The organism is Paenibacillus thailandensis, from assembly GCF_042685365.1.
Lineage (GTDB): Bacteria > Bacillota > Bacilli > Paenibacillales > Paenibacillaceae > Paenibacillus_AP > Paenibacillus_AP thailandensis.
The window spans coordinates 97,408-124,116 of sequence record NZ_JBHUMY010000007.1; the positions used below are offsets into that span (position 1 = coordinate 97,408).

Annotated in this window: 26 protein-coding genes and 2 riboswitches; of the genes, 9 read left to right on the forward strand and 17 right to left on the reverse strand. The window is 54.5% G+C overall.

The genetic code is table 11. The annotated features are described in order from the left end of the window. Window positions 1-36: 36 nt before the first annotated feature. Entirely contained in the window at window positions 37-753 is a 717-nt protein-coding gene (locus ACFSW5_RS08205) for an urea amidolyase associated protein UAAP1 (RefSeq protein WP_379271304.1), read from the reverse strand. A gap of 80 nt (window positions 754-833) precedes the next feature. Further along, window positions 834-932: riboswitch (guanidine-I (ykkC/yxkD leader) on the reverse strand. Window positions 933-1,084: 152 nt separating this feature from the next. Further along, window positions 1,085-1,188: riboswitch (guanidine-I (ykkC/yxkD leader) on the forward strand. Window positions 1,189-1,264: 76 nt separating this feature from the next. On the opposite strand from ACFSW5_RS08205, the gene ACFSW5_RS08210 reads away from it, so the two are divergent. After that, window positions 1,265-2,620, forward strand: a complete 1,356-nt coding sequence (locus ACFSW5_RS08210) for an APC family permease (RefSeq protein WP_379271306.1) — start codon at window positions 1,265-1,267, stop codon at window positions 2,618-2,620. A 156-nt stretch (window positions 2,621-2,776) separates the two neighbouring features. Next, window positions 2,777-3,382 (forward strand): DJ-1/PfpI family protein, encoded by a 606-nt coding sequence (locus ACFSW5_RS08215; protein ID WP_379271308.1) that lies wholly within the window; start codon window positions 2,777-2,779, stop codon window positions 3,380-3,382. Between the two features lie 324 nt (window positions 3,383-3,706). On the opposite strand, the gene ACFSW5_RS08220 is transcribed toward ACFSW5_RS08215, so the two are convergent. The 7 genes from ACFSW5_RS08220 to ACFSW5_RS08250 form a co-directional block, all read right to left on the reverse strand. Beyond that, entirely contained in the window at window positions 3,707-4,084 is a 378-nt protein-coding gene (locus ACFSW5_RS08220) for an ABC transporter permease (RefSeq protein ID WP_379271310.1), read from the reverse strand. 19 nt (window positions 4,085-4,103) lie between these two features. Then, window positions 4,104-4,538 (reverse strand): MarR family winged helix-turn-helix transcriptional regulator, encoded by a 435-nt coding sequence (locus ACFSW5_RS08225; protein WP_379271311.1) that lies wholly within the window; start codon window positions 4,536-4,538, stop codon window positions 4,104-4,106. A 195-nt stretch (window positions 4,539-4,733) separates the two neighbouring features. Then, entirely contained in the window at window positions 4,734-5,522 is a 789-nt protein-coding gene (locus tag ACFSW5_RS08230) for a tyrosine-protein phosphatase (RefSeq protein ID WP_379271313.1), read from the reverse strand. Between the two features lie 74 nt (window positions 5,523-5,596). Beyond that, window positions 5,597-6,382, reverse strand: a complete 786-nt coding sequence (gene phnC, locus ACFSW5_RS08235; protein WP_379271315.1) for a phosphonate ABC transporter ATP-binding protein — start codon at window positions 6,380-6,382, stop codon at window positions 5,597-5,599. Window positions 6,383-6,390: 8 nt separating this feature from the next. Continuing rightward, window positions 6,391-7,236: a PhnE/PtxC family ABC transporter permease gene (locus ACFSW5_RS08240; protein WP_379271317.1), complete on the reverse strand. Its 846-nt coding sequence runs from the start codon at window positions 7,234-7,236 to the stop codon at window positions 6,391-6,393. Further along, window positions 7,233-8,027: a phosphonate ABC transporter, permease protein PhnE gene (gene phnE, locus ACFSW5_RS08245; protein ID WP_379271319.1), complete on the reverse strand. Its 795-nt coding sequence runs from the start codon at window positions 8,025-8,027 to the stop codon at window positions 7,233-7,235. The genes ACFSW5_RS08240 and phnE overlap by 4 nt, the downstream gene beginning before the upstream one ends. Window positions 8,028-8,055: 28 nt before the next feature. Then, complete coding sequence (locus ACFSW5_RS08250; RefSeq protein ID WP_379271321.1) at window positions 8,056-8,955, reverse strand: phosphate/phosphite/phosphonate ABC transporter substrate-binding protein; 900 nt, start codon at window positions 8,953-8,955, stop codon at window positions 8,056-8,058. A 300-nt stretch (window positions 8,956-9,255) separates the two neighbouring features. On the opposite strand from ACFSW5_RS08250, the gene ACFSW5_RS08255 reads away from it, so the two are divergent. Further along, entirely contained in the window at window positions 9,256-9,915 is a 660-nt protein-coding gene (locus tag ACFSW5_RS08255) for a GntR family transcriptional regulator (RefSeq protein WP_379271323.1), read from the forward strand. Between the two features lie 515 nt (window positions 9,916-10,430). On the opposite strand, the gene ACFSW5_RS08260 is transcribed toward ACFSW5_RS08255, so the two are convergent. The 3 genes from ACFSW5_RS08260 to fucU are packed head-to-tail and all read right to left on the reverse strand — an operon-like array spanning window position 10,431 to window position 13,910. Then, window positions 10,431-11,933 (reverse strand): UxaA family hydrolase, encoded by a 1,503-nt coding sequence (locus ACFSW5_RS08260; protein WP_379271325.1) that lies wholly within the window; start codon window positions 11,931-11,933, stop codon window positions 10,431-10,433. Continuing rightward, entirely contained in the window at window positions 11,923-13,419 is a 1,497-nt protein-coding gene (locus tag ACFSW5_RS08265; RefSeq protein ID WP_379271327.1) for a tagaturonate reductase, read from the reverse strand. The genes ACFSW5_RS08260 and ACFSW5_RS08265 overlap by 11 nt, the downstream gene beginning before the upstream one ends. A gap of 53 nt (window positions 13,420-13,472) precedes the next feature. Beyond that, the gene (gene fucU / locus ACFSW5_RS08270) at window positions 13,473-13,910 is read right to left on the reverse strand and encodes an L-fucose mutarotase (protein ID WP_379271329.1); all 438 of its coding nucleotides are present in this window, start codon (window positions 13,908-13,910) and stop codon (window positions 13,473-13,475) included. Window positions 13,911-14,047: 137 nt separating this feature from the next. Between fucU and ACFSW5_RS08275 the strand changes: the two genes are divergently transcribed. The 5 genes from ACFSW5_RS08275 to ACFSW5_RS08295 all read left to right on the forward strand — a co-directional run bounded on the left by ACFSW5_RS08275 (window position 14,048) and on the right by ACFSW5_RS08295 (window position 19,361). Further along, a complete protein-coding gene (locus ACFSW5_RS08275; protein WP_379271331.1) occupies window positions 14,048-14,989 on the forward strand; it encodes a helix-turn-helix domain-containing protein in 942 nt (313 codons plus the stop codon). Window positions 14,990-15,097: 108 nt separating this feature from the next. Then, entirely contained in the window at window positions 15,098-16,264 is a 1,167-nt protein-coding gene (locus ACFSW5_RS08280; protein WP_379271333.1) for an acyltransferase, read from the forward strand. Between the two features lie 249 nt (window positions 16,265-16,513). Continuing rightward, window positions 16,514-17,179, forward strand: a complete 666-nt coding sequence (locus tag ACFSW5_RS08285; protein WP_379271335.1) for a TetR/AcrR family transcriptional regulator — start codon at window positions 16,514-16,516, stop codon at window positions 17,177-17,179. Window positions 17,180-17,292: 113 nt separating this feature from the next. Further along, complete coding sequence (locus tag ACFSW5_RS08290; RefSeq protein WP_379271337.1) at window positions 17,293-17,967, forward strand: pentapeptide repeat-containing protein; 675 nt, start codon at window positions 17,293-17,295, stop codon at window positions 17,965-17,967. A 152-nt stretch (window positions 17,968-18,119) separates the two neighbouring features. Then, entirely contained in the window at window positions 18,120-19,361 is a 1,242-nt protein-coding gene (locus ACFSW5_RS08295) for a serine hydrolase domain-containing protein (RefSeq protein WP_379271339.1), read from the forward strand. 126 nt (window positions 19,362-19,487) lie between these two features. Here the strand turns inward: ACFSW5_RS08295 and ACFSW5_RS08300 are convergent, their stop codons facing one another. Beyond that, a complete protein-coding gene (locus tag ACFSW5_RS08300) occupies window positions 19,488-20,045 on the reverse strand; it encodes a hypothetical protein (RefSeq protein WP_379271341.1) in 558 nt (185 codons plus the stop codon). Between the two features lie 96 nt (window positions 20,046-20,141). Here ACFSW5_RS08300 and ACFSW5_RS08305 point away from each other — a divergent pair, with 96 nt between their 5' ends. Next, the gene (locus ACFSW5_RS08305; protein ID WP_379271812.1) at window positions 20,142-21,056 is read left to right on the forward strand and encodes a phosphatidate cytidylyltransferase; all 915 of its coding nucleotides are present in this window, start codon (window positions 20,142-20,144) and stop codon (window positions 21,054-21,056) included. Between the two features lie 66 nt (window positions 21,057-21,122). Here the strand turns inward: ACFSW5_RS08305 and sstT are convergent, their stop codons facing one another. The 5 genes from sstT to ACFSW5_RS08330 form a co-directional block, all read right to left on the reverse strand. Further along, entirely contained in the window at window positions 21,123-22,352 is a 1,230-nt protein-coding gene (gene sstT / locus ACFSW5_RS08310) for a serine/threonine transporter SstT (RefSeq protein WP_379271343.1), read from the reverse strand. A gap of 229 nt (window positions 22,353-22,581) precedes the next feature. Then, window positions 22,582-23,571, reverse strand: a complete 990-nt coding sequence (locus ACFSW5_RS08315; protein WP_379271345.1) for a hypothetical protein — start codon at window positions 23,569-23,571, stop codon at window positions 22,582-22,584. A 250-nt stretch (window positions 23,572-23,821) separates the two neighbouring features. Then, on the reverse strand, window positions 23,822-24,283 hold the full coding sequence (locus ACFSW5_RS08320; RefSeq protein WP_379271347.1) for an NUDIX domain-containing protein: 462 nt from the start codon (window positions 24,281-24,283) through the stop codon (window positions 23,822-23,824). A 25-nt stretch (window positions 24,284-24,308) separates the two neighbouring features. After that, complete coding sequence (locus ACFSW5_RS08325) at window positions 24,309-25,310, reverse strand: BadF/BadG/BcrA/BcrD ATPase family protein (RefSeq protein ID WP_379271350.1); 1,002 nt, start codon at window positions 25,308-25,310, stop codon at window positions 24,309-24,311. A gap of 89 nt (window positions 25,311-25,399) precedes the next feature. Beyond that, window positions 25,400-26,683 carry a TolC family protein gene (locus tag ACFSW5_RS08330; protein ID WP_379271352.1) on the reverse strand — a complete coding sequence of 428 codons (1,284 nt, stop codon included), beginning with the start codon at window positions 26,681-26,683 and terminating at the stop codon, window positions 25,400-25,402. Window positions 26,684-26,709 lie beyond the last annotated feature (26 nt).

Sequence of the window (26,709 nt, forward strand, 5' to 3'; positions counted from 1 at the left end):
TTGTTTGAGTATTACTTCCCGCTTCGGAAGCATGAGCTAAGAGATCAAAGCGTCGTACGCCCACGTGTTTTCGTAAGCCCGCAGGTTTTCAGGACAACGGTTGACGCAGCAATCGGCAGGCCCGATCGGGTCGGCTTCGGCAGCCTCGACAAGCACCGGAACCGACGGATAGGGCGTCCGAGGATCAAGCGGATTGGGCGTGTTCGACAGCAGCAGCAGCACGTCCATCTCCGTTCGAAGCACCACACTAGCCCCTTCAGGACAATGCCCTTCCGCGTAAATCATACGCCCGTCTTCGTCGCAATACACTTTGGAAAACAAATTGACCGGCGGCGCCAAATCGCGAAGCGCAAGCCCGTTTCGCGCAAGCTCCACCGCGAAATTGTCGTATCCGCACCGCAGCCATTCATTGCGCAGCTCCTGATAACGGGTCGCCCCGTATTTCGCGTCGGTCCCTTCCCTTGTCGTAAAGCCGGACAGAGGGTCGTGCCAGCCCAAGCTGTCCTCCACGATGCCGGCCAGCACGCGTCCGTTGTCGCTCATGAGCGCGTGCCCTTTCGTCAGATGCGACGTATGCTGCGCTTTCAGCGTATCCGGCATATTGTAGCGCTCCGTCAAATCCCGGGCATTGTAAAGAAGCATGGACACATTGGCCCCTTCCTCAAGCGCTGTAAACCGCAGCAGCTTTCCTTTTCCGACAAAGCCGGACCATTTATCCCCCGGCTTTAGCGTCTTGCTCCAAACGTTCGTCATCGCTGTTCTCTCCTTTACGTCTTATCGCTCTCCGCAAGAAAACAAAAAGGGAGACATCACAAGATTTGCATCTTGATGACATCTCCCAGGCTTTTGTCCTTCCGTGTGTCTCCTCGCGGAGCCGGCTGCTCTCGGACCAGTCCCGAATCTCTTCGGCGGAACCCTAGCTAGCCTTTCGCATGAAATTTGTTGTCAATAAAATTACCATCAACCTCCTGCATATGTCAATATTCATGTCATATAATTTTTCATTTCATTTTTTTTGTAAAAAGGTCTTTTCAAACCGGAAATCACATGTTATATTTTCTAACACAAACAAAAGCGAATACGAAAAATTGTTTTCTAGGGTTCCGCGGGCGCTTCCCGCCCGGCCTGGTCCGAGAGAAAACGCACGGCTGCCGGCCGTGTCCACGGAGGGAGAAAAGCCCGGGAGGTTATCTGCAAAGATAGCGCTCTCCGGGCTTTGTTTTTTCGCTATTCAAAAAACGAATGTTACAGGGGAGTGGCATGAATGAAACCGGAAATCCAACTGAACCGCACATTGTCTTTGGCACAGGTCGTCTTTCTCGGGCTTGCCTGGATGACGCCGATGATTTACTTTACGACCTACGGCGTCGCGTTTGAAACTTCGCGGGGGATGCTCACGCAGGCTTACGCCCTCGCCTTTTGCGCGATCTTTTTTACCGCATTGAGCTACGGAGCCATGGCGCGAAGGTTTCCGACGTCCGGTTCCTCTTATACGTATGCGGGGAAAGCGATTCACCCGAAGGCCGGCTTTCTGGTCGGCTGGTCCGTCCTGATGGACTACTTGTTCTCGCCGCTTATCGCTTATCTGATGTTCGGGATTTTTATGCATGCCCAGTTCCCTTCCGTCCCCGCCGCCGTCTGGATCGTGCTGATCAACCTGGTTCTTACAGCGGTCAGCGCGCTTGGCATCAAATTTTCCGCCGCCCTTAGCAAAACCTTCGTTCTGCTGCAAATCGTATTTATCGGCTTCTTCTGCGCTATATTGGCCAAGCGGCTGATAGACGGCGGCATCCCCGGCAATCCGCTGGAGCCGTTCCTGCAAACGGAAGTGCCTCTTTCCGTCCTGCTCGCCGGCGCTTCGATCATTTGTTTCTCCTTCCTTGGTTTCGATTCGGTCACGACGATGTCGGAGGAAACCGTCAACGCGGGCAAAACGGTGCCGAAAGCGATCCTTCTCATCATTCTGATCGCAAGCGTCATCTATTTGACTACTTCGTATATAACCCAGCTGGCGTTCCCGGGCCTGCAGCTGCCGGCTACGGACGATGCCGCCTTCGAGCTGATGAAGCTGGTCGGAGGCGCGGGGCTTTCGGCGTTGTTCATTACGGTGCTCGTCTTTGCGATCTTTACGCAAGGCCTCGCCTCCCTTACGACCGTTACCCGGCTGCTGTACGTGATGGGACGCGATTCCGAGCTTCCGAAAAGAACGTTCGGCTATCTTCATCCGAAATTCAAGACGCCGCTGTTCAATATCGCCGTAGTCAACGGATTTGCGTTGCTTGCTCTCGTGATCCCGCTCGATATGGCTTTGACGTTCATCAATTTCGGCGCGCTTACCGCGTTCTTCTTCGTCAATCTGTCGGTCATCGCCCAATTGTATATTCGGGACCGCAAACGTTCGGCGGCCGATACGATCCGCTACCTGTTGTTTCCGCTCGTCGGCGCGTTTATTGTCGGCTGGCTGCTCAGCCTGCTGGACGGGCATGCGCTTATGACCGGACTCGCCTGGATTATCGCTGGCGCCGCATACAAAATATGGCGGTCCAAAGGATTCAAACGCCCTTTCCTTGCGGCGAAGCCTGCGATCGCCGAAGAGCTGCGGTCGGACAAGAGGCTTTAGCTCGCTTTAACTTTAACGTCCCCTTCAATATTTTCGACAAACTCGGCGTTTATTCCGCAAATTCAGTCCGTTGACATAATATGTAAGGAATTGGATAATGAAGTTGCATAGGTATGTTTGTTTATTCCGATCCCCTACAAAAAAAGGAGTGAGCCCATGTCCAAATCGATTTTGTTTCTGACCGGAGACGCGGTCGAGGTGCTGGAGGTTTATTATCCGTACTACCGCGTGCTGGAGGAAGGGTACGAGGCTGTCATCGCATCTCCTAAGCAAAAAACGCTGCAAACCGTCGTGCATGATTTTGTCGACGGGTGGGATACGTACACGGAAAAACCCGCGCACCAGCTGCAATCGCATATCGCTTTCGTCGACGTCGATCCCGAGGACTATGACGCGGTCATCATACCGGGCGGCCGCGCGCCGGAATACATTCGCACGGACGCGGAGCTGCCCCGCATTCTGAAGCATTTCTTCGAAGCCGGCAAACCGGTGGGCGCCATCTGCCACGGCGCGCAAGTATTCGCTTCGCTCAAGGACAACCGCTACTTCGAAGGCCGGACGATGACCGCCTATAACGCATGCCGCCTGGATGTGGAGGCGCTTGGCGCAACCTACGCCGAACATACGCTGCATGTCGACGGCAAGCTCGTGACCGGCCATGCCTGGCCGGATCTTCCCGGCTTTATGCGCGAGTTTCTGAAGCTCGTCCGGGAAGGACAGGACGCGGCCTCCGCGCAACAGGACGGGGCGGTTTCGGTTTAACCCGGGCAAAATAATGCAAACGAAATTGTTCCTTTTGAGGACGGCTGCTTGGCAGCCGTTCTTTTGGTTTGGACTTCAATCGCCAAGCGGTCTTATAGCTGCCGAATAAAGAAAATCCCCTTCATCCGGCACCGCCCGGTCCATTATCTTCATGGCTTTGAACGCTTGGGTGTCTGCCGGGAGGGGAATTAGACAAAGCAGGACGCGGCGCGTCCCCTCTTACTGGTCAGGAAACCGTTTATCCTTGCGTTTGCGGAACCGGGGCTGCTTGTTGTCTGGATAAGGCGAGCCGCAACACGGTCAGCCCCCATGCGACAATCGCGATCATAGCCAGGTGAGATCCGAACTGCGGTCGTTTACGTAGTAAGTCAGCGTTGCGCCGCCGTTCGCCCCGGCGGTTTGCAGACCGGCCGGTACGACGACGACCATATCGGTGTCCCCGTTGTCCATGTCCGCAAGCGCTTCTTCCTTCGAGGAAACAAGCTCGGTTTGAAACGGCGCATGCGTCGTAAGGAATTGGACAGCCGCTCCGTTCTCGTCCGGATTTTCGCTGACAATCCCGACATGAAGCCGATCGATCCGTTCGGTCGCATCGTCATAGCCCGTCATCCATATCATGAGAAACACAAAAGGTACAAAAATGGCAAATACAAGTCCGATTCGAACCTGCAACGTTTTGAATAAAGCTAAAGCCGATTTCAATTTTATCCGTCCTCTTCCTTTATTTGCGGTACAAATTATCGTGAATCTTGCGCATGATTTGTTTAAACAGCTCTACTTCCCCGGTTGAAACGCCTTCCCACGCCTGCGCCTCAACCGTTTCAGCCAACGGGATAAGCTGACGGAGTACCTCCTTCCCTTCCTCTGTAATATAAAGCAGAAACGCACGCCGGTCGGACGGGTCGGGCAAACGATGAATCAGTCGTTTGGCTTCCAGCTTTTCGACGATTTTGCCGGTAGTCGCCTGGTCCTTGTGCATAAGTTCGGCCAGCTGTTTTTGACTGATGCCTCCGCGGTCGCGCAGCTGGAAGAGAAGTCCGTATTGCTCCGCGGTCAGACCGAACTTCTTCGTATCCGCGGTAAAGACCCGGCGATGAAGCGCTGACATATGGTGCAGCCAATAACCGAGCGTATCCTTATGATCGCGTTGTGCCAACACCGCTCATTCCTTTCCTAGATAATAAGTATAGTTATTATATGTATACTTATTAAATTTGTAAATCTTTTTTTCACCGGCGGCATTCCGCTATCGCGACGGCCCCTGCCGTAACCGGCAACAAAACAAACCGCCGGGTTAGCGGAGGCGGACCTCGTTAACCGGCGGTGCTGGATCGTTATATCGTCGGGATCGCTATTCCAGGCAATAGTCCCGTATCGCAGCGATTTTCTGCTGCGTCAATCCGAACTCCTGCTCGAAGTAAGCTTCCATGCTGCCGTACTTTTCATCGATGGCGCGGAACGCCGACTCCAGGAACTCTTCGCGCGCATCCATCATGCGCATGACAAGCTCAAGCTTCTCGGGCGTCAGCTTGGGAGCCAGCTCGGACATCACGGTCTCATGCAGACCCTTCAGCGTTTCATTGGTCATCAGGTAATCCTCCATGATCGTTTCCCGGGGAACGCCCAGCACCGAAAGGATGAGCGCCGCGCCGACACCCGTCCGGTCCTTGCCTGCTGCGCAGTGATGAACAAGACCGAGACGCTCCGGATCGGCCAGCAGCTGCATCAACCTTTTGTAGGACGGATTATTGATCGGCAGCGCGCCGTACATATGGTCCAGCGCGCCGGCGTCAAACTGCTCCAGCATCGATTCCATATCGCGATGCGACCGATACTGCAGCTCCGGAATGGCCGGTATGCGTTCATACACGGCGCCTTTAATTGCCGGATCCGGCTTCAGCTCCGCTTCATCGTCGCCGCGGTAATCGAATATCGTTCTGATGCCAAGCGATTCCAAGAACGCGGCATCCTCCTCGGTCAGACCGGTCAGTTCGGCCGCCCGGAACAAAATGCCGTATTTCACTTTGCGGCCGTCCGCCGTCTCATAGCCTCCCATATCCCGGAAATTTTGCACGCCGGAAAACGGAAGCACTCGTTCGGTGGGATAAGCGGCGTAACGGTTTACGATTTGTTCAGTCATCGATATTCTTCATCTCCTTCAAAAGTATGCGAATGGGGTGCCGGCTTCTTAGGCCGGGATATTTCCTATCCTCTTTAAGCGCCGGCCGCAGCCTTCGCGCGCATCTCGTGCTCTTTGCCTTCGTAAATGCGGCGGATCATCTCGTCCGTCAGCTCTTCCGGCTTGCCGTCGAATACTTTCTCGCCGCCTTTGATCCCTACGATTCGGGTTGCGTATTTCTTCGCCGCTTCCACCTGGTGCAGGTTGACCAGGCAGGCGATGCCGCGGGAGGTGCAATTGTCGTAGATGGTATCCATGACGACGGCCGACGATTTCGGGTCAAGCGATGCGATCGGCTCGTCCGCCAGGATCAGCTTCGGCTTCTGCATCAGGGCGCGGGCAATGCCGACCCGCTGCTTCTGACCGCCGGAAAGCTCGTCGGCGCGCTTGTAAATTTCGTTCTGAAGTCCAACCCTGACGAGCAGCTCGATTGCGGCCCGCTTATCCTCCTCGCTGTAGCGGCTGAATACGCCGGCAAGCGAGCTCATATAGCCAAGGCGTCCATGCAGCGCGTTCTCCAGCACGCTGGACCGGTTCACGAGGTTGTAATGCTGGAAAATCATGCCGATCTGCGAGCGCCAGCGGCGCAGATGGCTTTTGCTGCCGTTCATTGGCTCGCCGAGAAACGACACGGTTCCTTCGGTCGGCTCGATCAGCCGGTTCATGCAGCGCAGCAGCGTCGATTTGCCGGCGCCGCTCGGTCCGATAACCGCGATGAACTCGCCTTCCTCCACCGTCAAATCGATTCCTTTCAGCGCCAGCGTACCCGCGCCGTAAGCTTTGACGAGACCCTCTACCTTCAATATCGCTGTCATTGTCATGCCTCCTGTTAACGTCTCGCCAGACGGTTGCGGACGCGGCTAGATATAAGTTCGACGGAAAATATCGTGATGAATACAATAATGACGCCCATCGCCAGGTCGGCGAATTCGTAATAAGAGATGTAATCCTGAAGCAGCACGCCGATGCCGCCCGCGCCGACCATGCCGAGCATAACGGTCTCCGCGACCTCCATCTCGAAGCGGAACGATATCGTGGCCAGGAACGGCAGCGCAAGTCCGGGCAGCAGCCCTTTGAAGACGATTTGCAGCCACGATGCGCCGACGGCTCGCATCGCTTCGATCGTATCGTCGCCCGTCTCCTCGATTTGCGCGGCGAACGCCTTGATCAAATAGGAGGTGGTCGGAAACAGCAGACCAAGCACGCCGGCCATGTTGCCGAAGCCCATGCTGGCCACCGCAAGCAGCACCCAGATCGTCGTCGGGACGGTCCGGATAATAAGCAGCACGTAACGAAGAATACGGCCCGCCCATTTGACCGGCGTAATGTTCTCCGCGATCAGAAAGGCGAGCAGCACGGCCAGCACGACGCTCAATACGACGGCCAGAAAAGCGATAATCAACGAAGTGATCATGCCGCCGATAAGCTCGGGCACGGAGCCGAACTTGATTTGAAGCACGGCCTGCGCAACGGCGGGAATGCTGTCAAGTCCGTTCGCGAACTGCTCCCAGCTCAAGTCGAGAAAGCTGAAGCAAACGATAAACAAAAGGGCCGCCACGCCAAAAAACAGCCTCGTTTGCCGTTTCGTTTTGCGGTGGGCAATCGGAATTTTTTTGCCGGAATCGAACATCGCTTGATGCGGAGGGAGGCAGCTCTCCATTTCCTGCTGGATCATAATATACGTTCCCTCACCTTCTGCGTAATAAATTCGACGGCCAGAATGAGCACAATCAAAATAACGATAATCATCGACGCCCGGCTGTACTGGAACAGATCCATCGCCTGCTTCAGGTTGCTGCCGATGCCGCCCGCCCCGACAAGGCCGAGAATCGCGGATGCGCGTATATTAATTTCGAACATAAACAGCGTCCATGAATAATAGCTCGGCAAAAACTGGGGAATAACGGCATGCTTGATCAGCTGCCCGTACGTGGCCCCTGCTGCTTGCAGCGCTTCGGCCGCCTCCTTGTCCAGCTCCTCGATCGATTCGGCATAGACCCGGCCAAGGAAGCAGGTGCCGAACAGGACGAGGGCGAACAAGCCCGGCATCGCCCCTACGCCGAAAATGACGACAAGAAGCGAAGCCCATACCAGAAACGGCACGTTGCGGACAAAAGATACAATGCCTCGGAGCACAATCCGAATAGCCGGATGCGGAGCGGTGTTGCGCGCGCTCAAAAATGCGATAATCAGTCCCAGCACCGAGGAAATGCAGCTGGCCACGACCGAAAAAATAAGCGTATCGAGAACCGGCCGAATATAGCTGTCCATATTATCCAGATTGGGAGGCAGAAAGTCGGTAAACAGGAACGTCAGAAAGATCGGAATGCCGGTCAAAAACTCGATCAGATTGAAATCGATATACCAAATGGAGAAGACCAGCGCTGCTGCGAGCAGCGCCAGGTTCGTCAGCCGTTTGGCTTTTTTTTGCTTCCGGAGCGAGAGCGCCGCCGTGTCATTGTACATACCGTCTGGTCTTCCTTTCTGCGAGAATCTATTGAAGCAGTTCTTCCGTGCTCAGGTTCAGCTTCTCGGCAACATCGCGGATGTTGTCGAAATCGCTGTCCTTCACTTCAATGAACTTTGCGTCGGCCATGCCGAACATATTCTCGAAATATTCCGGATTATTATAGGAGAGCAGGAACGATTTCACTTTTTCTTTCACGTCGGCGGCAATGTCCGGGCGAATGCCCACCGGCGTCGCGTTCAGCGGACCGGACTCGGCGATTACGCGGTATGAATCTTTGTCGATCAAGCCTTTTTCGGCCAGCATGGCCGGATACATGCCCGAGACGCCCGCCGCGTCGTATTGGCCTTTCACAACGCCGATCGCAGCCGTATCGTGCTTGCCCGCGAACTGGATGCTGCTGAAGAAGTTCGTCTCCAGCTCCTCCGGGTCGAGGCCAAGCTCATCCACGATCATCGCTTTCGGGAACAGGTGGCCGGTCGTGGAAACCGGGTCGACGAAGCCGATTGTTTTGCCCTTCAGATCCGCAATCGTCTGGATGTCGGAATCTTTCGGAACGATGATGACCGAAGCCGGAGAATCCGCCATGGACGGGAGACTGATGCCCGCAACCGGCTCTACCTTTGCGCGGTCGACCGCAACGATATAAGAGAAAGGACCAAACGTCGCCATATCGGCCTTGCCGTTCTTCATCGCTTCGATGGCCGCGTTATAGCTGGTTGCTTTATACGATTCGACCGGCACGCCAAGCGTCTCGGAAAGCGCGTCTTCGAAATCCTTGTTCAGCTTGGCCGCTTCGTCGCTGCTTTCCTGCGGCAAATAAGCGATGACGAATTTTTTCATCGAGCCCGCTTCGGCGGATCCGCAGGCGGACAATATGGTAACCGTCGCGATTACGAGCAAAAGCAAGCTAATCATTTTTTTCATTTCGTTTTTTTCCTCCAGTTATTCGTTTGAATACAACTTGAATACTAGAAGGTTTTTGTTAACGCCGTATCATCCCGCTATGTAGCTTTTGTAAACCTGCATTTTCACCGCTTTTCAAATTTGTTTACACGATCTTCACTTTGTTCCCGCTCCCGTACGTTCTATACTAGCGACACAAGCGTAAACGGCTTCGCCGTCTTGGACAGGCGAAATCCGTTTCGCGGATGAAATAGATGCCCGTTATAAGGGTGAAGCTTATAAATTTATATATTTTAAAGCACGGAAAGGATCGCACTGGCTATGGAAACGAAACCATTGGAGACGAAAACATCGGGAACATTGATCGATGCGGCTTACGAGCACTTATGGAATAAATTGATGAACGGGGACATAAAGCCCGGCACGATGCTGTCGGAAAACGATATCGCAGCCGAGCTCGGCATGAGCCGGACGCCGGTCCGCATCGCGATCTCCCGCCTGGAATCGGACGGCATTGTTCAGTCTTTGCGCAAACGCGGCGTGTTCGTCAAGGAGGTTTCGTACCGGGAATCGTACGAGATTGTCGAAATTACGCTCGCCATGCAGCTGTACGCGGCCGCATATATCGAGCAGGAAGGGTTTCATAGGCTGGAGGAGCTAAGGGGACATTATGCAAGGCAGAAGGAAGCCACGGAACGCACCGATTATATGGGGTATATCCAGGCGAGCAGCGACTTCACCTATTGCTACTTGTCGGCCGCCCGGAACGAAAGCATGATGAACTCGCTGCGCGCGCTGCAAAGCAAATCGATGCTGTTTGCGGTAATGAATTACCGGCTGACGCCCAACGCCCCGCATTTCAGCGCGACGCCGTTTAACGGCAGCATTCTTCGGGCGGTGGAAGAAAGCGACTGGCCGACGCTTCGCGGCGTTTTGCTTCAAATGTCCGACAAAATCCGCGAGCGGAAGTCCTTTTATTGAACCCAAGGGATCCCAACCCAAGGGCTCCCAACCCCCTAAATCAAAAGATCCCAACCCCCTAAATCCCCCTTGTCGTAAGGGGGACCCCAAGGGGCTTCGCCCCTGAAGGCCACCCCAAAAGAATAACGATCCCTGCCACAGACGTTAACCCGTTGTTCCGAGCTGGGAGCGCTTTTGCCCCTGCGGGACAACGCTGGAATTTTGGTGCCAAAATCTGTAACAAGACTTCATTCTTAGCACGAAAGACCTCCTTCTTTGCAATATCCTTTGCTCAGAAACTGTCCAATCTATCGTCCATCCTGCCGCCCGTTCTCCTGAGTCTTGGGGATACTGCCGATAAGAATGGAAAAAGCCTAGTACTAAGGGCGGCCATCAAAAGAGCCTCCCCCTGTCCTGTAAGAACCAGCAACGATGGCCGTAGTCACGAATAAACAAACGAAAACCCACCGCGCAGGGTCGGCTCCCTGACGTAACGGTGGGTTTCGCTTAAATCTTTGCGCCTTAAGGCGCAGCTTTTATAGAATTACGCCGTCCTTGAAAATCGCGATCTCCTTGAAGCCGTTGCGCTCGTTGTTCGTTTCCGTCTCGCCGGAAGCGATGGAGAGAATGGTCTCCCACAGCTCGTCGGTCAGCTCCGCCATGCTTTTGCTTTCCAGCAGCTGCCCGGCGTCGAAATCGATCCAGTTCTTTTTGCGGGCGGCCAGCTCGCTGTTCGTCGAAATTTTCACGGTCGGAACCGGTCCGCCGAACGGCGTGCCCCGCCCCGTCGTAAACAGGACGATATGCGCGCCCCCCGCCGACAGCGCCGTGACGGATACGAGATCGTTGCCCGGCGCCTCCAGCAGGTTAAGCCCCGGCTTCGTGACCCGCTCTCCGTACGGCAGAACGTCGGTTACGATAGCATGGCCGCCCTTCTGCGTGCAGCCCAGCGATTTCTCCTCCAGCGTCGTAATGCCGCCCGCCTTGTTGCCCGGCGACGGGTTCTCGTAAATTTCCTGATCGTGGCGAATGAAATATTGCTTAAAATCGTTGATCAGATGAACGATATCCTCGAATACCCGCTCATCCGCCGCGCGGTTCATCAATATTTTCTCGGCGCCGAACATTTCCGGCACCTCCGTCAGAATGGCCGTGCCTCCCGCCTGCACAAGCCGGTCGGCGACCGAGCCGACAAGCGGGTTGGCCGTAATGCCGGACAGGCCGTCCGATCCGCCGCATTTGAGCCCCAGCTTCAGCTTCGACGCCGGGACGGACTCGCGCTTGAACGACGAAGCGTATTCGACCAGCTCGTCGATCAGCTCCAGCGCCTTCTCGATCTCGTCTTCCTCTTCCTGCGAGCGCATAAACTTGACCCGGTTCGGGTCGTACGCGCCGATCGCTTCCTTGAAGGAGTCGATCTGGTTGTTCTCGCAGCCGAGTCCGATCACCAGAACGCCTCCGGCGTTCGGATGGTTGACGAGCGAAGCGAGCAGCTTCTGCGTATATTTCAAGTCGTCGCCCAGCTGCGAGCAGCCGAACGGATGGGCGAAATGATACACGCCGTCGACTTGGCCGCGGTACATCGCGTCCGCCCGGCGGGCGACGATTTCGCATGTTTTGTTGATGCAGCCGACCGTGTTGATAACCCATATTTCGTTGCGGATGCCGACCTCGCCGCCGGGACGGACGTAACCGTTAAACGTACGTCTTGCTTGCGGCGGCAGCTCCGCCGCCGGCTGCTCCCGGACAGGCTCGTACGTATAATCCAATATGCCGGAAAGTCCCGTTTTTAAATTATGGGTATGAATCCAGCTTCCGGCCGGAATATCTTCCTTGGCCACGCCGATCGAGTAGCCGAACTTCAGGACATGGTCGCCGGCCTTAATGCCGCATGCCGCGATTTTATGCCCTTTCGGCACGTCGTCCCGCACCGTCAGGCTCGTTCCGTTCTCTAGCTCCAACCTCTCTCCCGCGGCAAAAGGCTGCAGCGCGATAACGACATGATCCCGCTCATTCAGCTTAATCCAGTTATTGCCCACGCACAGCCTCTCCTTCCAAAACTTCAAGCTCCGCGGCGACGGCCTCCGTCAACGTTGCGTGCACGGACAAGTCCTGCCCCCACACGTCGGCGCGGGCCAGCAGGCTTGCCGCCGTTTCCGCGCTTGTCTTGCGGCCGTCCGATGCCGCCGCCCACTCCTCCGCCAGCGCGGCAAGCGCGGCTGCGTCGTCTCTCACGGCGTACACTTGGCCGCGCAAATCCGTGCCTTCATAGCCGTTCTCCGTCTGACGCACCTTGTAATACCGGAGCAGCGCCGCGAAGCCGCTCACCAGCCGGACCGGCGGCCGCTCGCCGCGCTCGACGTAATGCAGGATCGAAGGCAGCAGCCTTACCTTGAATTTGCTGACGCTGTTCATCGCGATATCTTGCAGCCGGTGCCGGATAAACGGATTGAGGAAGCGGTCGTACACTTCGCTTGCGTAACGGTTCAGCTCCTCCCGGTCAAGCGGCAGCGACGGGATAATCTCCTCCTCCACCGCAAGCCGGATAAACGGCCCCAGCTCGGGATGCTCCATAACTTCCCGCACCTGATCGAGCCCTTGCAAAATCGACAGCGGCGTCATCAGCGTATGCGCCCCGTTCAGGATGCGCACCTTGCGCAGCTGGAACGGCTTTAAGTCCCGGACCCAGTGCACGTTCAGCCCCGCTTTACGAAGCGGCAGCAGCTCGTCGAGCTCCGGCTCCCCTTCGATCGCCCAGAAATGGTACGGCTCCGCCGAATTGAGCAGGCGGTCTTCGTATCCCCAGTCCTCGAACCAGCCTTCCGCCTGTTCGCTCGGGTAGCCGGTGACAATCCGGTCGACCAGCGAGTTGAGAAACCGGTTGCCGTTCTCCACCCATTCCCGGAAAGCGGCCGAATATCCCCAATCCTCGCTGTAGCGGAGGACGCAAGCCTTCAGCTCGTCGCCGTTCCGCTCGAGCAGCTCGCAAGGGAGAAACAGCAGCCCTTTCTCCGGATCGCCGCCGAACGCTTCGTAGCGTTTATGGAGCAGGTAGGCGATTTTGCCCGGAAACGATTGGATCGGCCGGCCTTCGGCAAGCGGCTCCGGCTTGTAGGCGAGTCCCGCTTCGGTCGTGTTCGACACGACGAATTTCAAGTCGGGGCTCACCGCGTAACGCTCCCACCTTGCCCAATCGCTGTAGGGATCAAAGGCGTCGCCAATGACGGAAACGACTTCCTTCCGCTCGACCGGCTGCCCGTTCTCAAGCCCGCGGATGACCAGCGTATACAAGCCTTCCTGCTCCGCCAGCTTCTCGATCTTAGGTCTTCCCGACGGCCGCGGCTGCGTGACCGCCACGCTTCCCCGAAACAGCCCTTGCTTCCGGCTCTCCTGCAGCATCCAATCCGCAAAGCCGCGGAGGAAGTTGCCTTCCCCGACCTGCAGCACCGTAACGGGACTTGATTGGGTCTCCTTAAATCTCGCCAAATCCTCATCCGACAACAAACCCGATTGTAAAATCGCCATAATGGGCACAACTCCTTTGCGGTTGATCTAAACGATTCGTCAACGGCCTTGCTTTATTGCTCCTCCTTGATGACGCCCTTGGTCAAAATCAAATTGGCGTATTGCGCCGCTTCCCCCGTCGCTACGACGGCGTACGCTCTGGAGGCGCGCTCGTAAAAGTCGAACCGCTCCACGTACTCGAAAGCGTCCGATAGGCCCGTATGGCGCTCCACGATTTCCCGGTAGCGGTCCCAGACCGGCGTCTCGACCGTATCCCCCGGGACGCGTTCCATCAGAGCGGCCGGCTTCTCGATGTAGGTATCAAGCGGGAAAAGCTTCAGAACCGCGTCCAGCAGCTCCGGGACAGGATGGCCGTCGGCGCGGACAAGCCGCTGCGCCACGCGGGCCGCCGGAAAGTTCGCGTCGGCAAGGACGATTTCGTCGCCGTGGCCCATCTCCATCAATATTTTCAGCAGCTCCGGCGATAGAATCCTCGGTACCCCTTTAAGCATCGTTTTTTCTCCCCTTGTTCACTTCTTCCCATATGCTATACTCACATTATAGAAACCAAAATCGGTTGAAAAAATGTCGTAATCCGATATATTTATACTCTATTTTGATATGTTTGCCGAAAGGGGTAAGCGCTTGCATGAGACCGTACCGGAAGCCGTTCGACGTCGGTTCCGCCTTTCCGTTCGACTGCGTGTACCGCGACCGCAAAAACTATAAAACCGAGCTGCCCGACCATCTGCACGAGTGGCATGAGCTCGTTTATATCCATGAAGGAAAAGGCACCTTCTTCGTCGACCAGACGTTGTACGAGATGAAACGGGGCGACCTGTTCCTCATTCCGGGCAGCACGATTCACCAGTCCTTCCCGGACCGGGCGGATCCCGTGACGACGACCGCCGTCTTCTTCAGCAGCGCCCTCGTTCAGGCGCCAAGCTTCGGCGAGTCCTTCTCCTTCCTGCGCTGCCTGGAGCACGCCAAAAAATATAAAAGCTTCAAATACGAGCCGGCCGGCGAGAACCGGCGGCAAGTCGAGCTGCTGCTGGACGAAATCGCCCGCGAACGCGAGGAGCGGCAGCCGGGCTACCGGCAGGCGGTGCTGCTCCTGCTTCAGCGGCTGCTGCTTCTGCTCGGGAGAAGCATCGTGCCGCCCTCGGAGCAGCAGCTCGCTACGGCGGCCGTCATCGGCCCGCCGTGGATGCAGGACATATTGCGCCATATCGACAGGCACCCCGAGCTGCCTCTTTCGCTGTCCGCGCTTGCCGAGCGGGCGGCCGTCACGCCGGCGCATTTCTCGCGCGTTTTTAAGCGGCTAACCGGCATGAACGTGACCGATTACGTCACGACCAAGCGGATTATCCGCGCCAAGGAGCTGCTCCGCGGCGCACCGGCGGCGGAGGAGGGGCAACCGGACCTGTCGGCTAGCCCTGCCGCTCCCCCCACCGTTCAACAGATTGCCGAGCAGTGCGGGTTCGAAAGCTTGCCGCATTTTCACCGCATGTTCAAGAAGCTTGCCGGCATGACGCCTGCGGCCTACAAGAAGAAGGAAGCGACAGCGAAGCCAGGCCGGGAGCCCGATTGAAACGGACCGGGCCGATAACCCTATTTGCGATATAGGCAACTCGAAGGAATTATGCTAATATCCTCTAGTAGATTCATAGGAAAAAGATAGCTGTAGAGGAGAATTATTGTGGCACGCAAAGAAACCATACCCGAGTTAAACCTGGTTCGCGGCATTAGCATTCTGGCGGTATTAATGGTTCATGCCACATCCGCGTCGATGGCTTCCATGAAGGAATCCTCGCTGTACGGAGCGTACGTTTTTTTAAACACGTTTTCGTTGTTTTGCGTTCCGGCCTTTATTTTTCTAACGGGGTTCGTATTGTTCTACAATTACTACGACAAACCGTTGACGATAAGCACCGTCAAGCAGTTTTTCGGCAAAAGGCTCATGTCCATCGTCATTCCGTATTTGTTCATCTCGATTGCGTATTTTGTGCTGAAATACTTCCTGTATTACCGCAGTCTTAGCGCTCCGGAGCTGCTGGATATGCTAGGCGGCTATTTGCTTTACGGCAAAGCGTATACGCATCTTTATTATGTATTTATCATCATTCAGTTTTACATCTTGTTTCCTCTGCTGCTGTTTCTGTTTCAGCGCGCCGTATGGCTGGCCCGCCTTGCGATTCCGATCGGCTTCGCCGTTCAGTGGAGCTTCTATTATTTGCTGAAGCAAGGGGTGCTGACCGTGCCGTCCAAAGGGAGCGTCTCGCTGACCTACTTCTCGCCTTTCTTGATCGGCGCCTTCTTCGGCATGTATTATCCGCGTTTGAAGCGGTGGCTGGCGACGGGCCCCGAGTTCCGGTTCCGCGGCAAAGCGGCCGCGACGGGAGCTTTCGTTCTCGTATGGCTCGTTTGCGCCTCCTGTTTCGTAACGATGTGGGTCGTTACGAGAACGGGACAAGGGAAGTTCGAATCCTATTGGTACGAGATCGGGTATAACGCCTTTACGGTGCTGACGTCGATCATGCTGCTGAAGCTGTCTTACTGGATTTGGGCCAAAGGCGCTTCCGCCGTCAAAAACGCGCTGACCGACTTAAGCTCGCTGTCGTTCGGCATTTATCTGGTCCATCCCGCGCTTCTGCTGTTCTACCGCGAATTTCCGCCGCAAACGGGAACGTCATGGCTCCACCATCTCTGGATGGCGGGCGGTTACGCGTTAGCGCTCGGCGGCTCGCTGATCATTCTGCTGGCCGCTTACCGTTTAACGAAGCATGCCTGGATCCTATTCGGCAAAGTGCCGGACAAGTTCACCGCACCGCGCGGCAAGAAGCCGGAAGTGACGACGGCGGCTTAAGGCAAGCGGGTTATACATAGGATTTTTAGCGACAAAATGAGGAGCGGCAGCCCAGGGCGATAAGAAGTCCGAAGCTGCCGCTTTTTTTTCATTCGTTATTCGATACCGATTGTTTAACGTTAAAGAATCTTTGCGATACAAAGCCTCCCGCAAACCAAATGATTTTATTTTTTTGGAAGGGGTTGACATCAAAAAGTCGATCGGATATATTTGTTACATACCAACCGAATGTATGAAAGGAGAGGACGAATGGCAAGAAATAAATATCCGGAAGAAACCATCAACCATATCCTCACCGTGGCGCTTAACCTGTTCATCCAAAAAGGATACGAGCAGACCTCCATCCAGGATATCATTAACGAGCTGGGCGGGCTGACAAAAGGGGCTATTTACCATCACTTCAAGTCGAAGGAAGAGATCTGGCAGGCCGTCATCGATCATGTGTTCAAAGGCGTTGACGAGATGCTGTCCGGCATCCGGGACGACAAAGGGCTGAACGGCCTGGAGAAGCTGCGCAAGATTTCCCAAGTCTCTCTCGACAATGCCGCTCGCAACGAATTGGCATCGGTGGCGCCGAACCTGTTGCGCAACCCGAAGCTGCTGGCGGCGCAGATCGAGAACATCATCGAAACAGCCGTGCCCGTCTATATTCAGCCCATCATCGAACAGGGCATGCGTGACGGCTCGATCCGAACCGACTATCCAAGGGAGCTTAGCGAAGTGTTGGTGATTCTCACCAATCTGTGGCTGAACCCGGCGGTCATCGAAGCTACGCCCGAGATCATGTTGCGCAAGGTAAGGTTTTTCGATGAAATATTGAAAGGCCTCGGGCTCGATCTGTTCGATGAGCAAATGTTTCAACGATATGAGGAAATGTTTCGTGTGTCAGCTAGAGAAATCAGCATAGAAACTTAAACTGCCGAAAGGCAGCTTATTTTTAAACTTATTCATACCATCGGTTGGTATGAATAAGTGATCCGGGTCTAAATCGCGTGTTAGAAAACTTATTATAAGGAGATGTGAATGGCATGAATCAGAAATTGACAATGACCTCCCGCTCGCTGGAGAAGCAAGTTGTAACCAACTTTAACGCAAGCAACCTGGCAAAAAGCGACTTTGCGGGCGTTACGGCCCATAAAGGACAGTTTAAAGGCAGCGCGCTCGCCGGTTCCGACTTTTCGGGCGCGGATTTGACCGGCAGTTCGTTTAAGAACAGCGACGTACGCGAAGCCGATTTTGACGGCGCGAATCTGACGGACTGCAACCTGTCCACCCTTGATCTGGCAAATGCAAGCTTTAAGAAGACGATCCTTATGCGCACCAACTTCAGCAAGTCGGAGCTCGCCGGAGCAAAATTCATAGACGCCAAACTGACCGACGTCAACCTGACGATGACCGATCTCAGAAAAACCGTCTTTCAAAACTGTATTTTCGACGGAGTGGACTTCACATCCGCCGATCTGACAGGGCTGCGTCTTGACGGCCACACCTTCATCGGCGTCAAGTTCGACAAAGCGGCGCTCAACGAGGTTTCGTTCAAGGGCGCGACATTCAAGAATACGTCCTTCCAAGGGTCCTTGTTGTCCAAGAAGTACTACCGCGCCATCAAAACCGTCTGCTTTGACGGAGCAACGATGGATAAACTGACCTTTGCTCTGCTCAAAGGCATAGGCGCCGATGTGTCAAAAGTTACAGTCATTTAAGGAAGGGACCGGCCGGCGCCGGCTGCGAAATAGAGCTTGCGGAACAGAAGAACGGGTGGACCGTTTCGGGTCCTTCTGCAAGGATAGAACGGATATCGATTAAAGCAATGGGGCTATTACCCTAATACAATAGTAAAGAGAGGGAAAAACAAATGCAAAAGATGACGGGACAAAACAACGGAGGCTTCTCCGAAAAAGGGCTGCGCAAAATGCGCGACGTCCTGGCAAGGCATGTCGATTCCGGGAAAATTCCAGGGCTTGTCGCCCTGGTCAGCCGGAACGGCGAGACGCACGTTGAAGCGATAGGCACGATGCGCCACGACGGTGGCGCGCCGATGCGCCGGGACACGATCTTCCGGATGGCGTCCACCTCCAAGATGGTTGGGGCTGCGGCGGTGATGATCCTGCTCGACGAATGCAAGCTGCATCTGGACGACCCGGTAGACAAATGGCTGCCCGAACTCGCCAACCGGCAGGTGCTGAAACGACCCGGCGGCCCGCTGGACGAAACCGTGCCGGCGCGGCGGCCGATTACCGTGCGGGACCTGTTGACCTCTACGTTCGGGCTCGGCATGGATATGACGTTGATGGGCTCCCCGATCCAGAACGCGATCTTCGAAGCGGGGATATACGACACGCCGCAAGTGAAGCTGCCCGAGCCGGATGAGTGGATGCGCCGCCTGGGTACACTCCCGCTGAGCTACCAGCCCGGAGAGCGGTGGCAGTACCACCTCAGCAACGAAGTGCTCGGCGTGCTCGTTGCCAGGGTCACGGGTCAGACATTCGAGGCGTTCCTGCGCGAACGCATCCTTGATCCGCTGGGGATGAAGGATACCGGCTTCTACGTGCCTGCGGGCAAGATTGACCGGCTGCCCCCCGCCTACGTCCCCGATCCGCAGACCGGAGAGTTCAACGTGTGGGACGAAGCCGCAGGCGGACGGTATATTCAGCCTCCGGCGTTCCAAGCAGGCGGCGGCGGGCTGCTCTCAACCGTCGACGACTATGACGCGTTTTTACGGATGCTGCTCAACCTAGGGATGCATGGGACCGAACGGATCCTGTCCCGGCCCGCCGTCCAGCTGATGACCACCAACCGCCTCACGCCCGAGCAACAAGCATTCCGGGAAGACTTGGCCAAAAACAACGTCCACTTGTCGCACGGCCAAGGGCAGCACGGCGGCTGGGGCTTCGGGATGGCGGTACGCACCTACCGCGGCGACTATGCTTCCATCGGTCAGTTCGGCTGGGACGGCGGAAGCGGCACCTCGGCATACGCCGACCCGGACAAACAGCTCACCGGAATCCTGCTCACGCAGGTCGGGATGTCCACCCCGGATTCGGCGCATCTTATCCACGACTTCTGGACCATGGTCTATCAGGCCATCGAAGATTAACACCGAGCCCGCGCCTGGTACGCCCGCTTTTCATCAGCTCACAACAAAAGCTGCCGCGGGATTCCGGGCAGCTTTCTTTACGGGCTATCGGTTAACAGCTGGTTTGCTTTTGATTTGTTCCCAATGTTATTGGTTTGAGGCTTCAGGCGCAGGCACGTATTCGCTCAGCTTCCCCTCGTAGATCAAACGGAAGCGGCCGCTCTGCCGGAAATCGTCCGGCGTGACGAGCGCAGGCAGCTTGTCCCATATTTTGATGCCGGAACGCTGCAAAATTTCCGCGACAAACTGCGAGCAAAAATACGAGTTGCTGAATTCGACCGGCTCCTGAAGCGCTACGCCGATAACCCCCAGCAGGTTGTACATATATTTATTTTGCCGCCGGATAAAAACCCGAAGCACCCGCTTCATTTTTTCCACTTCGCGTTCGGTAACCTTCAGCTCATAAATAACGCATGTCGTTTCGGGATATTTGCTGAACGTCCCCGTCTTGATATCCTCTTTCACGAAGCCTCCGTTCAGCGGATTATTCGGGTTTTTCCGGCCGAAGCTGTACATCTCGGAAAGCTCGCGGTTGAAGGAGATCGAAGCATGGTTATACGGCGCTTTCGTATAGGTCTGAATCAGCTGCGTAAAAAACGTGCCGGTATTCGTAAGCAGTATATAAACCGAATGAGTTGCGGACATATATGAAAATTCCCCTTATCAAGCTTGAATTATTCCTTCATAATAGCATATGATCCCTTTATTGGAATCTATCTTTCGATAAGTTGGTGACTGACAATAAGCAGCTCGCTGTATACGCTCATTTTTATTTTTGCTGGCTTAACCGTTATCCATTTCATCTATTACATCGTCAGCAAAAAACAACCGGACAAAGATTATACGGCCGTTGGACAGCGAATTAAAAACTGGTGGGGCATGTTTTTCATTTTTTGCCTGGCCACCCTCACCAATCCTGTCGTTTCCTTGCTTTCGTTAATGGTGCTGTGCTTTTTCGCGCTGAAGGAATACTTCTCCATGATCAAAACGAGAAAAGCCGACCGCAGGCTGTTTTTATGGGCGTACTTGTCGATTCCGGTCCAGTTTTACTGGATTTATATCGGCTGGTACGGGATGTTCATCGTCTTTATTCCGATTTACGTATTCCTGTTTCTGCCGCTTCCTCGTTTGATCAATAAAGGAACGGTCGGCTTCGTGCGCAGCGTCAGCTCCACCCAGTGGGGCTTGATGCTGATGGTGTTCGGTCTGAGCCACCTGGCTTACTATCAATTCGCGACGCCGGAGTACGGGGCGGGACTTGTACTCTTTCTTGTGGTACTGACGCAGCTGAACGATGTCGTCCATCATGTGGCGTCCATCTATTTCGGCAAACGCAAGGTCGTCCCGACCGCCAATCCGCATTCCACTTGGGAAGGCTTCGTCTGTTCGTTTCTCGTCACGTCGGGCGTCTCTTATCTCATCTATCCTTACCTGACGCCGTTTGATCCTGTATTCGGGCTGCTTGCCGGCATGCTCATCAGCCTGAGCGGATTTTTCGGCAGCTTGACCGTTTCCGTGCTGAAGAGGGATTTGCTCATCGGAGACGACGGCAAATTCGAAACCTCGCGCAAAAGCTACCTGAGCCAAATCGACAGCTTGACCTATACCTCGCCGGTATTTTTTCACGCGATCCGGTATTTCTTTGATTTCATGTAACGGCGCCAAAAAATCCCCTTACTGTCACGTAAGGGGATCATGCAGAAGGCTATTTATTCCGGCCGCTTAGCCGCTAATCAAATCCCCGCTGCCTTCTTTGCGTCTTCTGGCATATTCGGCGGTTGCCGTAAAAAGCACGTCGGAGGAAGAATTAAGCGCCGTTTCAAAAGAGTCCTGCAAAACGCCGATGATGAAACCGACGCCGACGACTTGTATCGCAATATCGTTCGGAATGCCGAACAAGCTGCACGCCAGCGGGATCAGCAGCAGCGACCCGCCCGCAACACCCGAAGCGCCTGCTGCCGATATGGCGGATAGAACGCTAAGCATAAGCGCCGTGCCAAAATCGACTTCAATGCCAAGGGTATGAACGGTTGCGAGAGCGAGGACCGAAATGGTAACCGCTGCGCCCGCCATATTAATCGTAGCGCCTAACGGAATGGATACCGAATACGTATCCTTGTCCAAATTCAACTTTTCGCATAATCTCATGTTAATCGGAATGTTTGCAGCCGAGCTGCGCGTAAAAAATGCGGTAATCCCGCTTTCCCTCAAACAACTGAAAACAAGCGGATACGGATTCTTTCGGATATTCGCATAGACGATCAACGGATTGACTACAAGCGCTATAAAAAGCATGCATCCAATCAGCACGAGAAGCAGTTTTCCGTAATCGAGCAAGGAAGAAAGCCCGTTCGCCGTAATGGAATCGAAAACAAGCCCCATAATTCCGAGCGGCGCCAATTGAATAACCCATTTGACCACTTGCGATACCGCATCCGAGAAATTGGAGATCATGTTTTTGGTAGGCTCGCCGGCATTTTTTAAAGCGACGCCCAGAATGATCGCCCATGCCAGAATCCCGATATAATTGGCGTTCATTAGTGCACTTACCGGGTTGTCGACAACCTGAAACAGCAGTGACTTAAGAACCTCGACAATCCCGTCGGGCGGAGTCAAGTCCTCGTTCCCCTTGACAAGCGACAGGGTAACCGGAAATATAAACCCTGCAATAACGGCAATCAGTCCCGCCAGAAATGTACTTACGCCATAGAGGACGAGAATCGCTTTCATATTCGTTTTGCTGCCCTTTTTATGGTTCGAAATGGCAGACATGACGAGGAGCAGCACCAATACGGGAGCGACCGCCTTTAACGCGGATACAAATAAGGAACCGAAAATGCTAATCCCCGTGGCGCCGGGAATCGTTAAAGCCAATAGAATACCGGCCATAATGCCTGCAAGTATTCGTTTAACCAGGCTTGTTTGGTTCCATTTGAGCAGTAATGTTCTCATGTATGTTCCTCCGTTTCAATATGGAAAGGTAAATAAGCCCGGCTACAAAGCGGTCACGAGGCAAGTTTATATTCACGACCGTTAGTTTAGCATGAAAATCGTCGATTGTGTATGTGGTGTAAAGATTTGGGGATTATATAGGCTTAAGAACGTTTCGAAAACAGCAAAGAGGGGCTGCATGCGCATGCCCCTCTACTTCGTTATTTCCGAATTGAATTTCGATTCTGGCTTAAAAGATGCTGTCGGGAACGTAATAAATTTTTTGCGTATCTTTTTTATTGACCGGGTCCGTCACGATCGTAAAATAAACGTTGCCGTTTTTTGTCTGTACGCCTTCGATTTCGCGGGTTCCCACATTTGTAATCTTCACAAGAGTCTTAAACGCTCCCGTATTCGACATCATCGCAATCTGCGGAGTTTCTCCTTCCGCTCCGCCCGACGTATAAATCTCCGTATTGCCGAGCATATCGACGCCCTGGAATGACCCATTCGGCCTGACGATCGCGCTGCCCGACTGCGTAAAGCTGGCGACGCACGCGCTTATAGCCGCCGCGCTGTCCATTCGTACCTGCCCGCTGCTGTCCAGAAGCCGATTCAATGCCGCGGTGTCATAAATGGACCACGTTACCGTACCTTCCGCGGTCTGTACGCGGAAAATCGTATACGTACTGTTGCCGCCGCCGTCCACCCGGTATGTCTCGCCTAATCTTGCACCGGTCTCGTTGGCGTAATTCATATAGGTGAACCGGGGAAGCTCCGTATAATCGCAGGTCGCGCCCGGCGAATATTGAAGTCTTGCGACCTGAAGCGACCAGTAATACGATGTGGAAGGATCCGCTTTGGAACTGAAATAAAAATAGTTAATGCCGTTGTAAGTGTACATATCCAGCGTCTGGCCGTGGCCGGAATTGGTGACGGTCATTTCGTCGACGTATGTCGCGTCGTTCCCGTCGATAAGCAATCTTGAAAGATACACGGTCCCCCCGGAACGTTGGGTAACGTAAATATACTTGGAAGCGATGTAAGCTTTCTGAACGGCCAGATTGTGATTAAGGCCTTTGAGATTGTAAGCCAGCGTTGCCGAAGCGTTTACCGTTTTCTCCGGTGCAGCCGCAAATACGGGCATAACGGACATTCCAAAAACAAGACACGCGAGAGCAGCGGATGCGAGCAATTTTAATCGCCGTTGAATAAAGCTTAATGCTGGAAACCGGTACATTCTGATGCCTCCCTTAAAAGGATAATACCATTGGAACGATATGAGCGGACTGCCCTCGAAATCGGGATCATGCCGCCGGTTATCCACTTCCATTCGATTATCCAATATCAGGATAGCCCTTTGTATAGTCTCAAAGCACCTAAAAATGTTAAAATTGCATAAACTTTCATTGCGCCTCTTCCATTATCGCTCATATCGACTGAACCGAACAAATCCGCCAATTTCGATTCCTTGTTAGCGCAATGGCCCATTAATTCGCATCGCCCAAATAACAACTTCCTCGCTCCCCGGCCTCCTTTAATCTTTCGGCCAAAACTTTCGGGTATAGTCTAATAACATCTAAATGGTTAAGCTCGACCCATTCAACGCCTATTTGGCCCTTATCCGGATTGGTCGCCCCTTCGAAAGAAGGCTCGCTCGAAAGTAAATCGCATTGGAAATAAAACTCAACCTGATGGACATCGGAGTCCCAGACGGAAAACTCATGATTTTTCCCAATGTACTCGCGTACGTAAACAAGATCGTGGACCGTCACGTCTTGTCCGATTTCCTCCAGGCATTCCCTTCTGACCGTATCCTTTAATTCCTCGCCGTGATCCTGCCCGCCGCCCGGAAATAAGTAAAACAGCCCAAAGTCGTCTTTGTTTTGCGTCAATAACACTTTGCCGTCTTGAATGATGATCGCCTTTGCGGAATTCCTTAACGGTTTCATATGTACCTCCGATCTAATTCATTCCTCATATTTCGGGCTTCGGACGAGACCTGGGATGCGAGGCAATGTTTTCAAGCACTTGAGGGGTAATCACGATGCCGAGCTGCTTTAACGCCATTAAGACCGCGCCGGCTGCCGGCGAGAAGGCGGGAGAAACAATGCGGTATCTTTTTTTATGGCCTTCCCTCATTCGGGAAGCCAGCTGCCGTTGAAAATATTCGCTGTTAGCCACGCTGCCTATGAGCGCAACTTGAACTTCCGATTGTGCGAAATAAGAAGCGAGAATCTCCACGCCCACCATAATCTGATGGACAGCGCGGTTACAGACGGTTTGCGCCAATGGGCTGCCCCGGAGGGCGTATTGCGTAACGATTGGGGCCAACTCGGCAAACCTACGATTTCGCTCCCTTTGATCGGAGATGAAGCCTTTCATTGCAAGCAGCGACAGTTCCTCTACGGAAGGAACGCCCCAGAATTGCAATATGGACTTTTCCAATTCCAGGTCGTTATCGTGCACGTTTCCGGCCAGCAGCTCATAAGTCGCATCATAAGCCAAAAATCGGGCTGCGCTGGCTGCATAATGATGCAGGTCATAATTTCTGATCCGCTTCCCGTCTTCCGTAACCGCAAAAATAATAGAGCCCGTACCCGAGACGACAATGATCCCCGGCTCCGAAAGAAGAGCCCCGCTATGCGCAATCACTGCGTCGTTCACATGCTGTTTTACGCCGTGAAGCCCCGGAAGATCGGTCAGAGGTTCTACCCATTCCAAATCCGCTTCGGAATCGAGACCCGCAATTCCGGCTGTAAGAGCGGCGATGTCGCTCCTATCTATTTCCGCTTCTTCCAGCGCCTGCTCAAGCGCTTGGATTACGTTCTCTCTTGCATGCAGGCCCTTATAGATGGAGGATGCGCCTTTCTCAACATAAGCGAGGATCTTACCCTCAAAATCCGCCGCCATGACCCGGGTATGGGTGCCGCCGCCGTCTATCCCGATGACGACGCGGTTTTTGTCTTTTGCCAGCACAGAACTTCTCTCCTCTCGGCAAGCCGGTTATACAAAAACGACTGCACGATTGAAAATAATAGGCAGTCGTTTTGCAAGTTCGGGTATTATTACGCCACGATAAGACCGGCGTTCATCGCTTCCACGCGGCTCATTTGCGCGGCGTACTGCAGCTTGGCCGTGGCCACTGCCGTTTCGGCCTGCTGCAGCGCAAACTTCAGCTTGCTTAAGTCGAACGCCGTCAGGAGGCCGTTCTCGTATTGAACCGTTGCCGCGCGAACGTCGGCTTCCGCATCGGCTTTGTCCTGCAAGGCCGCCTCGTAATCGCGGTACGCCTGCTCCGCATCGGTATAAGTCCGGTCGATGGATTTCGCCAGCTCCAGCTTGGCTAGCTCCGCTTGCTCCTGCGCGATATCGACAGTCGCGTCCAAATAACGTTCGCCGTCCTCCGACGAATCGCCGGTACGGTTCTTCTGCCATACCGCCAGCTCCACATCGTTCCATTGCCGCTTCAGCTCGAACGATTCGGCGAGCAGCGTCTCGGTATCCGCGCGCACGACCGGCTCCGGTTCGACGTCGGGCTCGGCCAGCTTCAGCTCGGGGTTATATTCGATGCCAAGATCGAAGCTGAACTGAATCAGCGCCGCCCGATAACCGTCGTTCAACGCTTCCAGCTGCTCCTTCTGTTCGCGGATCGGTCTTTCGGCGTCGGAAACTTGCTTCGCCGAGGCTTTGCCCAGCTTTTGCAGCGTTTTCGCGCGGCTCAAGTCGCTTTCCAGCACGGCCAAATAGCTTTCCGCAAGCTCGATCTGCTTGTCGAGAGCAAGAAGCTGGACGTATTGCGACGTCACCTGCAGCTTCGCTCCCTCTTTCGCTTCTTCGATGCCGAGCAGCGTGTTCTGCCTGTCCGTATAGAGCTGGCGGACGGTCTGATCCAGCTCCTTCCGCTGCGCTTCAATCGTCATATTGGTCGCGATGATGGATTGGTTAAGGACGGTATTGGTCGCGATCATTGAACCCAGCCACAGCGCTTGATCCGGCGTCGGATCGGCATCGCCGATCAGCTCCTCCTGCGTATCCGGCAGTTGAACCGGCATTTGCTCCAGACTGTTCGCCTGATCGTTTAACTGCTGGCGCTTGCTTTCGAGCGCCTCCGCTTGCAGCTCCAGCAGCATAATGTTGCCGGAATCCTCCAGCACAAGCTGAAGAGCGGTCTCCAAATCCAGCTGCTCCACCCGCTTCAATCCGTCTAAGGCTGCAAAAGACTCGCTCATGGCCGCCGCAGACGCCGGTGCCGCCGGTACCGCTGCCGCAAACAACATCGCGGCAACCGACATTGAGCCAGCGAGTAGCGCCGCCCGGTTTCGTTTTTGCTTTCGTTTGTATGTATTCATGTTGCTCTCTTATCCTCCTCTTCCGG

What these genes read in the sequence shown, in the direction of transcription:
- ACFSW5_RS08205 (WP_379271304.1), bottom strand. Translation starts at nt 753, where the DNA reads ATGACGAACGTTTGGAGCAAGACGCTAAAGCCGGGGGATAAATGGTCC.
- ACFSW5_RS08210 (WP_379271306.1), top strand. Translation starts at nt 1,265, where the DNA reads ATGAAACCGGAAATCCAACTGAACCGCACATTGTCTTTGGCACAGGTC.
- ACFSW5_RS08215 (WP_379271308.1), top strand. Translation starts at nt 2,777, where the DNA reads ATGTCCAAATCGATTTTGTTTCTGACCGGAGACGCGGTCGAGGTGCTG.
- ACFSW5_RS08230 (WP_379271313.1), bottom strand. Translation starts at nt 5,522, where the DNA reads ATGACTGAACAAATCGTAAACCGTTACGCCGCTTATCCCACCGAACGA.
- phnC (WP_379271315.1), bottom strand. Translation starts at nt 6,382, where the DNA reads ATGACAATGACAGCGATATTGAAGGTAGAGGGTCTCGTCAAAGCTTAC.
- ACFSW5_RS08240 (WP_379271317.1), bottom strand. Translation starts at nt 7,236, where the DNA reads ATGATCCAGCAGGAAATGGAGAGCTGCCTCCCTCCGCATCAAGCGATG.
- phnE (WP_379271319.1), bottom strand. Translation starts at nt 8,027, where the DNA reads ATGTACAATGACACGGCGGCGCTCTCGCTCCGGAAGCAAAAAAAAGCC.
- ACFSW5_RS08250 (WP_379271321.1), bottom strand. Translation starts at nt 8,955, where the DNA reads ATGAAAAAAATGATTAGCTTGCTTTTGCTCGTAATCGCGACGGTTACC.
- ACFSW5_RS08255 (WP_379271323.1), top strand. Translation starts at nt 9,256, where the DNA reads ATGGAAACGAAACCATTGGAGACGAAAACATCGGGAACATTGATCGAT.
- ACFSW5_RS08265 (WP_379271327.1), bottom strand. Translation starts at nt 13,419, where the DNA reads ATGGCGATTTTACAATCGGGTTTGTTGTCGGATGAGGATTTGGCGAGA.
- fucU (WP_379271329.1), bottom strand. Translation starts at nt 13,910, where the DNA reads ATGCTTAAAGGGGTACCGAGGATTCTATCGCCGGAGCTGCTGAAAATA.
- ACFSW5_RS08275 (WP_379271331.1), top strand. Translation starts at nt 14,048, where the DNA reads ATGAGACCGTACCGGAAGCCGTTCGACGTCGGTTCCGCCTTTCCGTTC.
- ACFSW5_RS08285 (WP_379271335.1), top strand. Translation starts at nt 16,514, where the DNA reads ATGGCAAGAAATAAATATCCGGAAGAAACCATCAACCATATCCTCACC.
- ACFSW5_RS08290 (WP_379271337.1), top strand. Translation starts at nt 17,293, where the DNA reads ATGAATCAGAAATTGACAATGACCTCCCGCTCGCTGGAGAAGCAAGTT.
- ACFSW5_RS08295 (WP_379271339.1), top strand. Translation starts at nt 18,120, where the DNA reads ATGCAAAAGATGACGGGACAAAACAACGGAGGCTTCTCCGAAAAAGGG.
- ACFSW5_RS08300 (WP_379271341.1), bottom strand. Translation starts at nt 20,045, where the DNA reads ATGTCCGCAACTCATTCGGTTTATATACTGCTTACGAATACCGGCACG.
- sstT (WP_379271343.1), bottom strand. Translation starts at nt 22,352, where the DNA reads ATGAGAACATTACTGCTCAAATGGAACCAAACAAGCCTGGTTAAACGA.
- ACFSW5_RS08315 (WP_379271345.1), bottom strand. Translation starts at nt 23,571, where the DNA reads ATGTACCGGTTTCCAGCATTAAGCTTTATTCAACGGCGATTAAAATTG.
- ACFSW5_RS08320 (WP_379271347.1), bottom strand. Translation starts at nt 24,283, where the DNA reads ATGAAACCGTTAAGGAATTCCGCAAAGGCGATCATCATTCAAGACGGC.
- ACFSW5_RS08330 (WP_379271352.1), bottom strand. Translation starts at nt 26,683, where the DNA reads ATGAATACATACAAACGAAAGCAAAAACGAAACCGGGCGGCGCTACTC.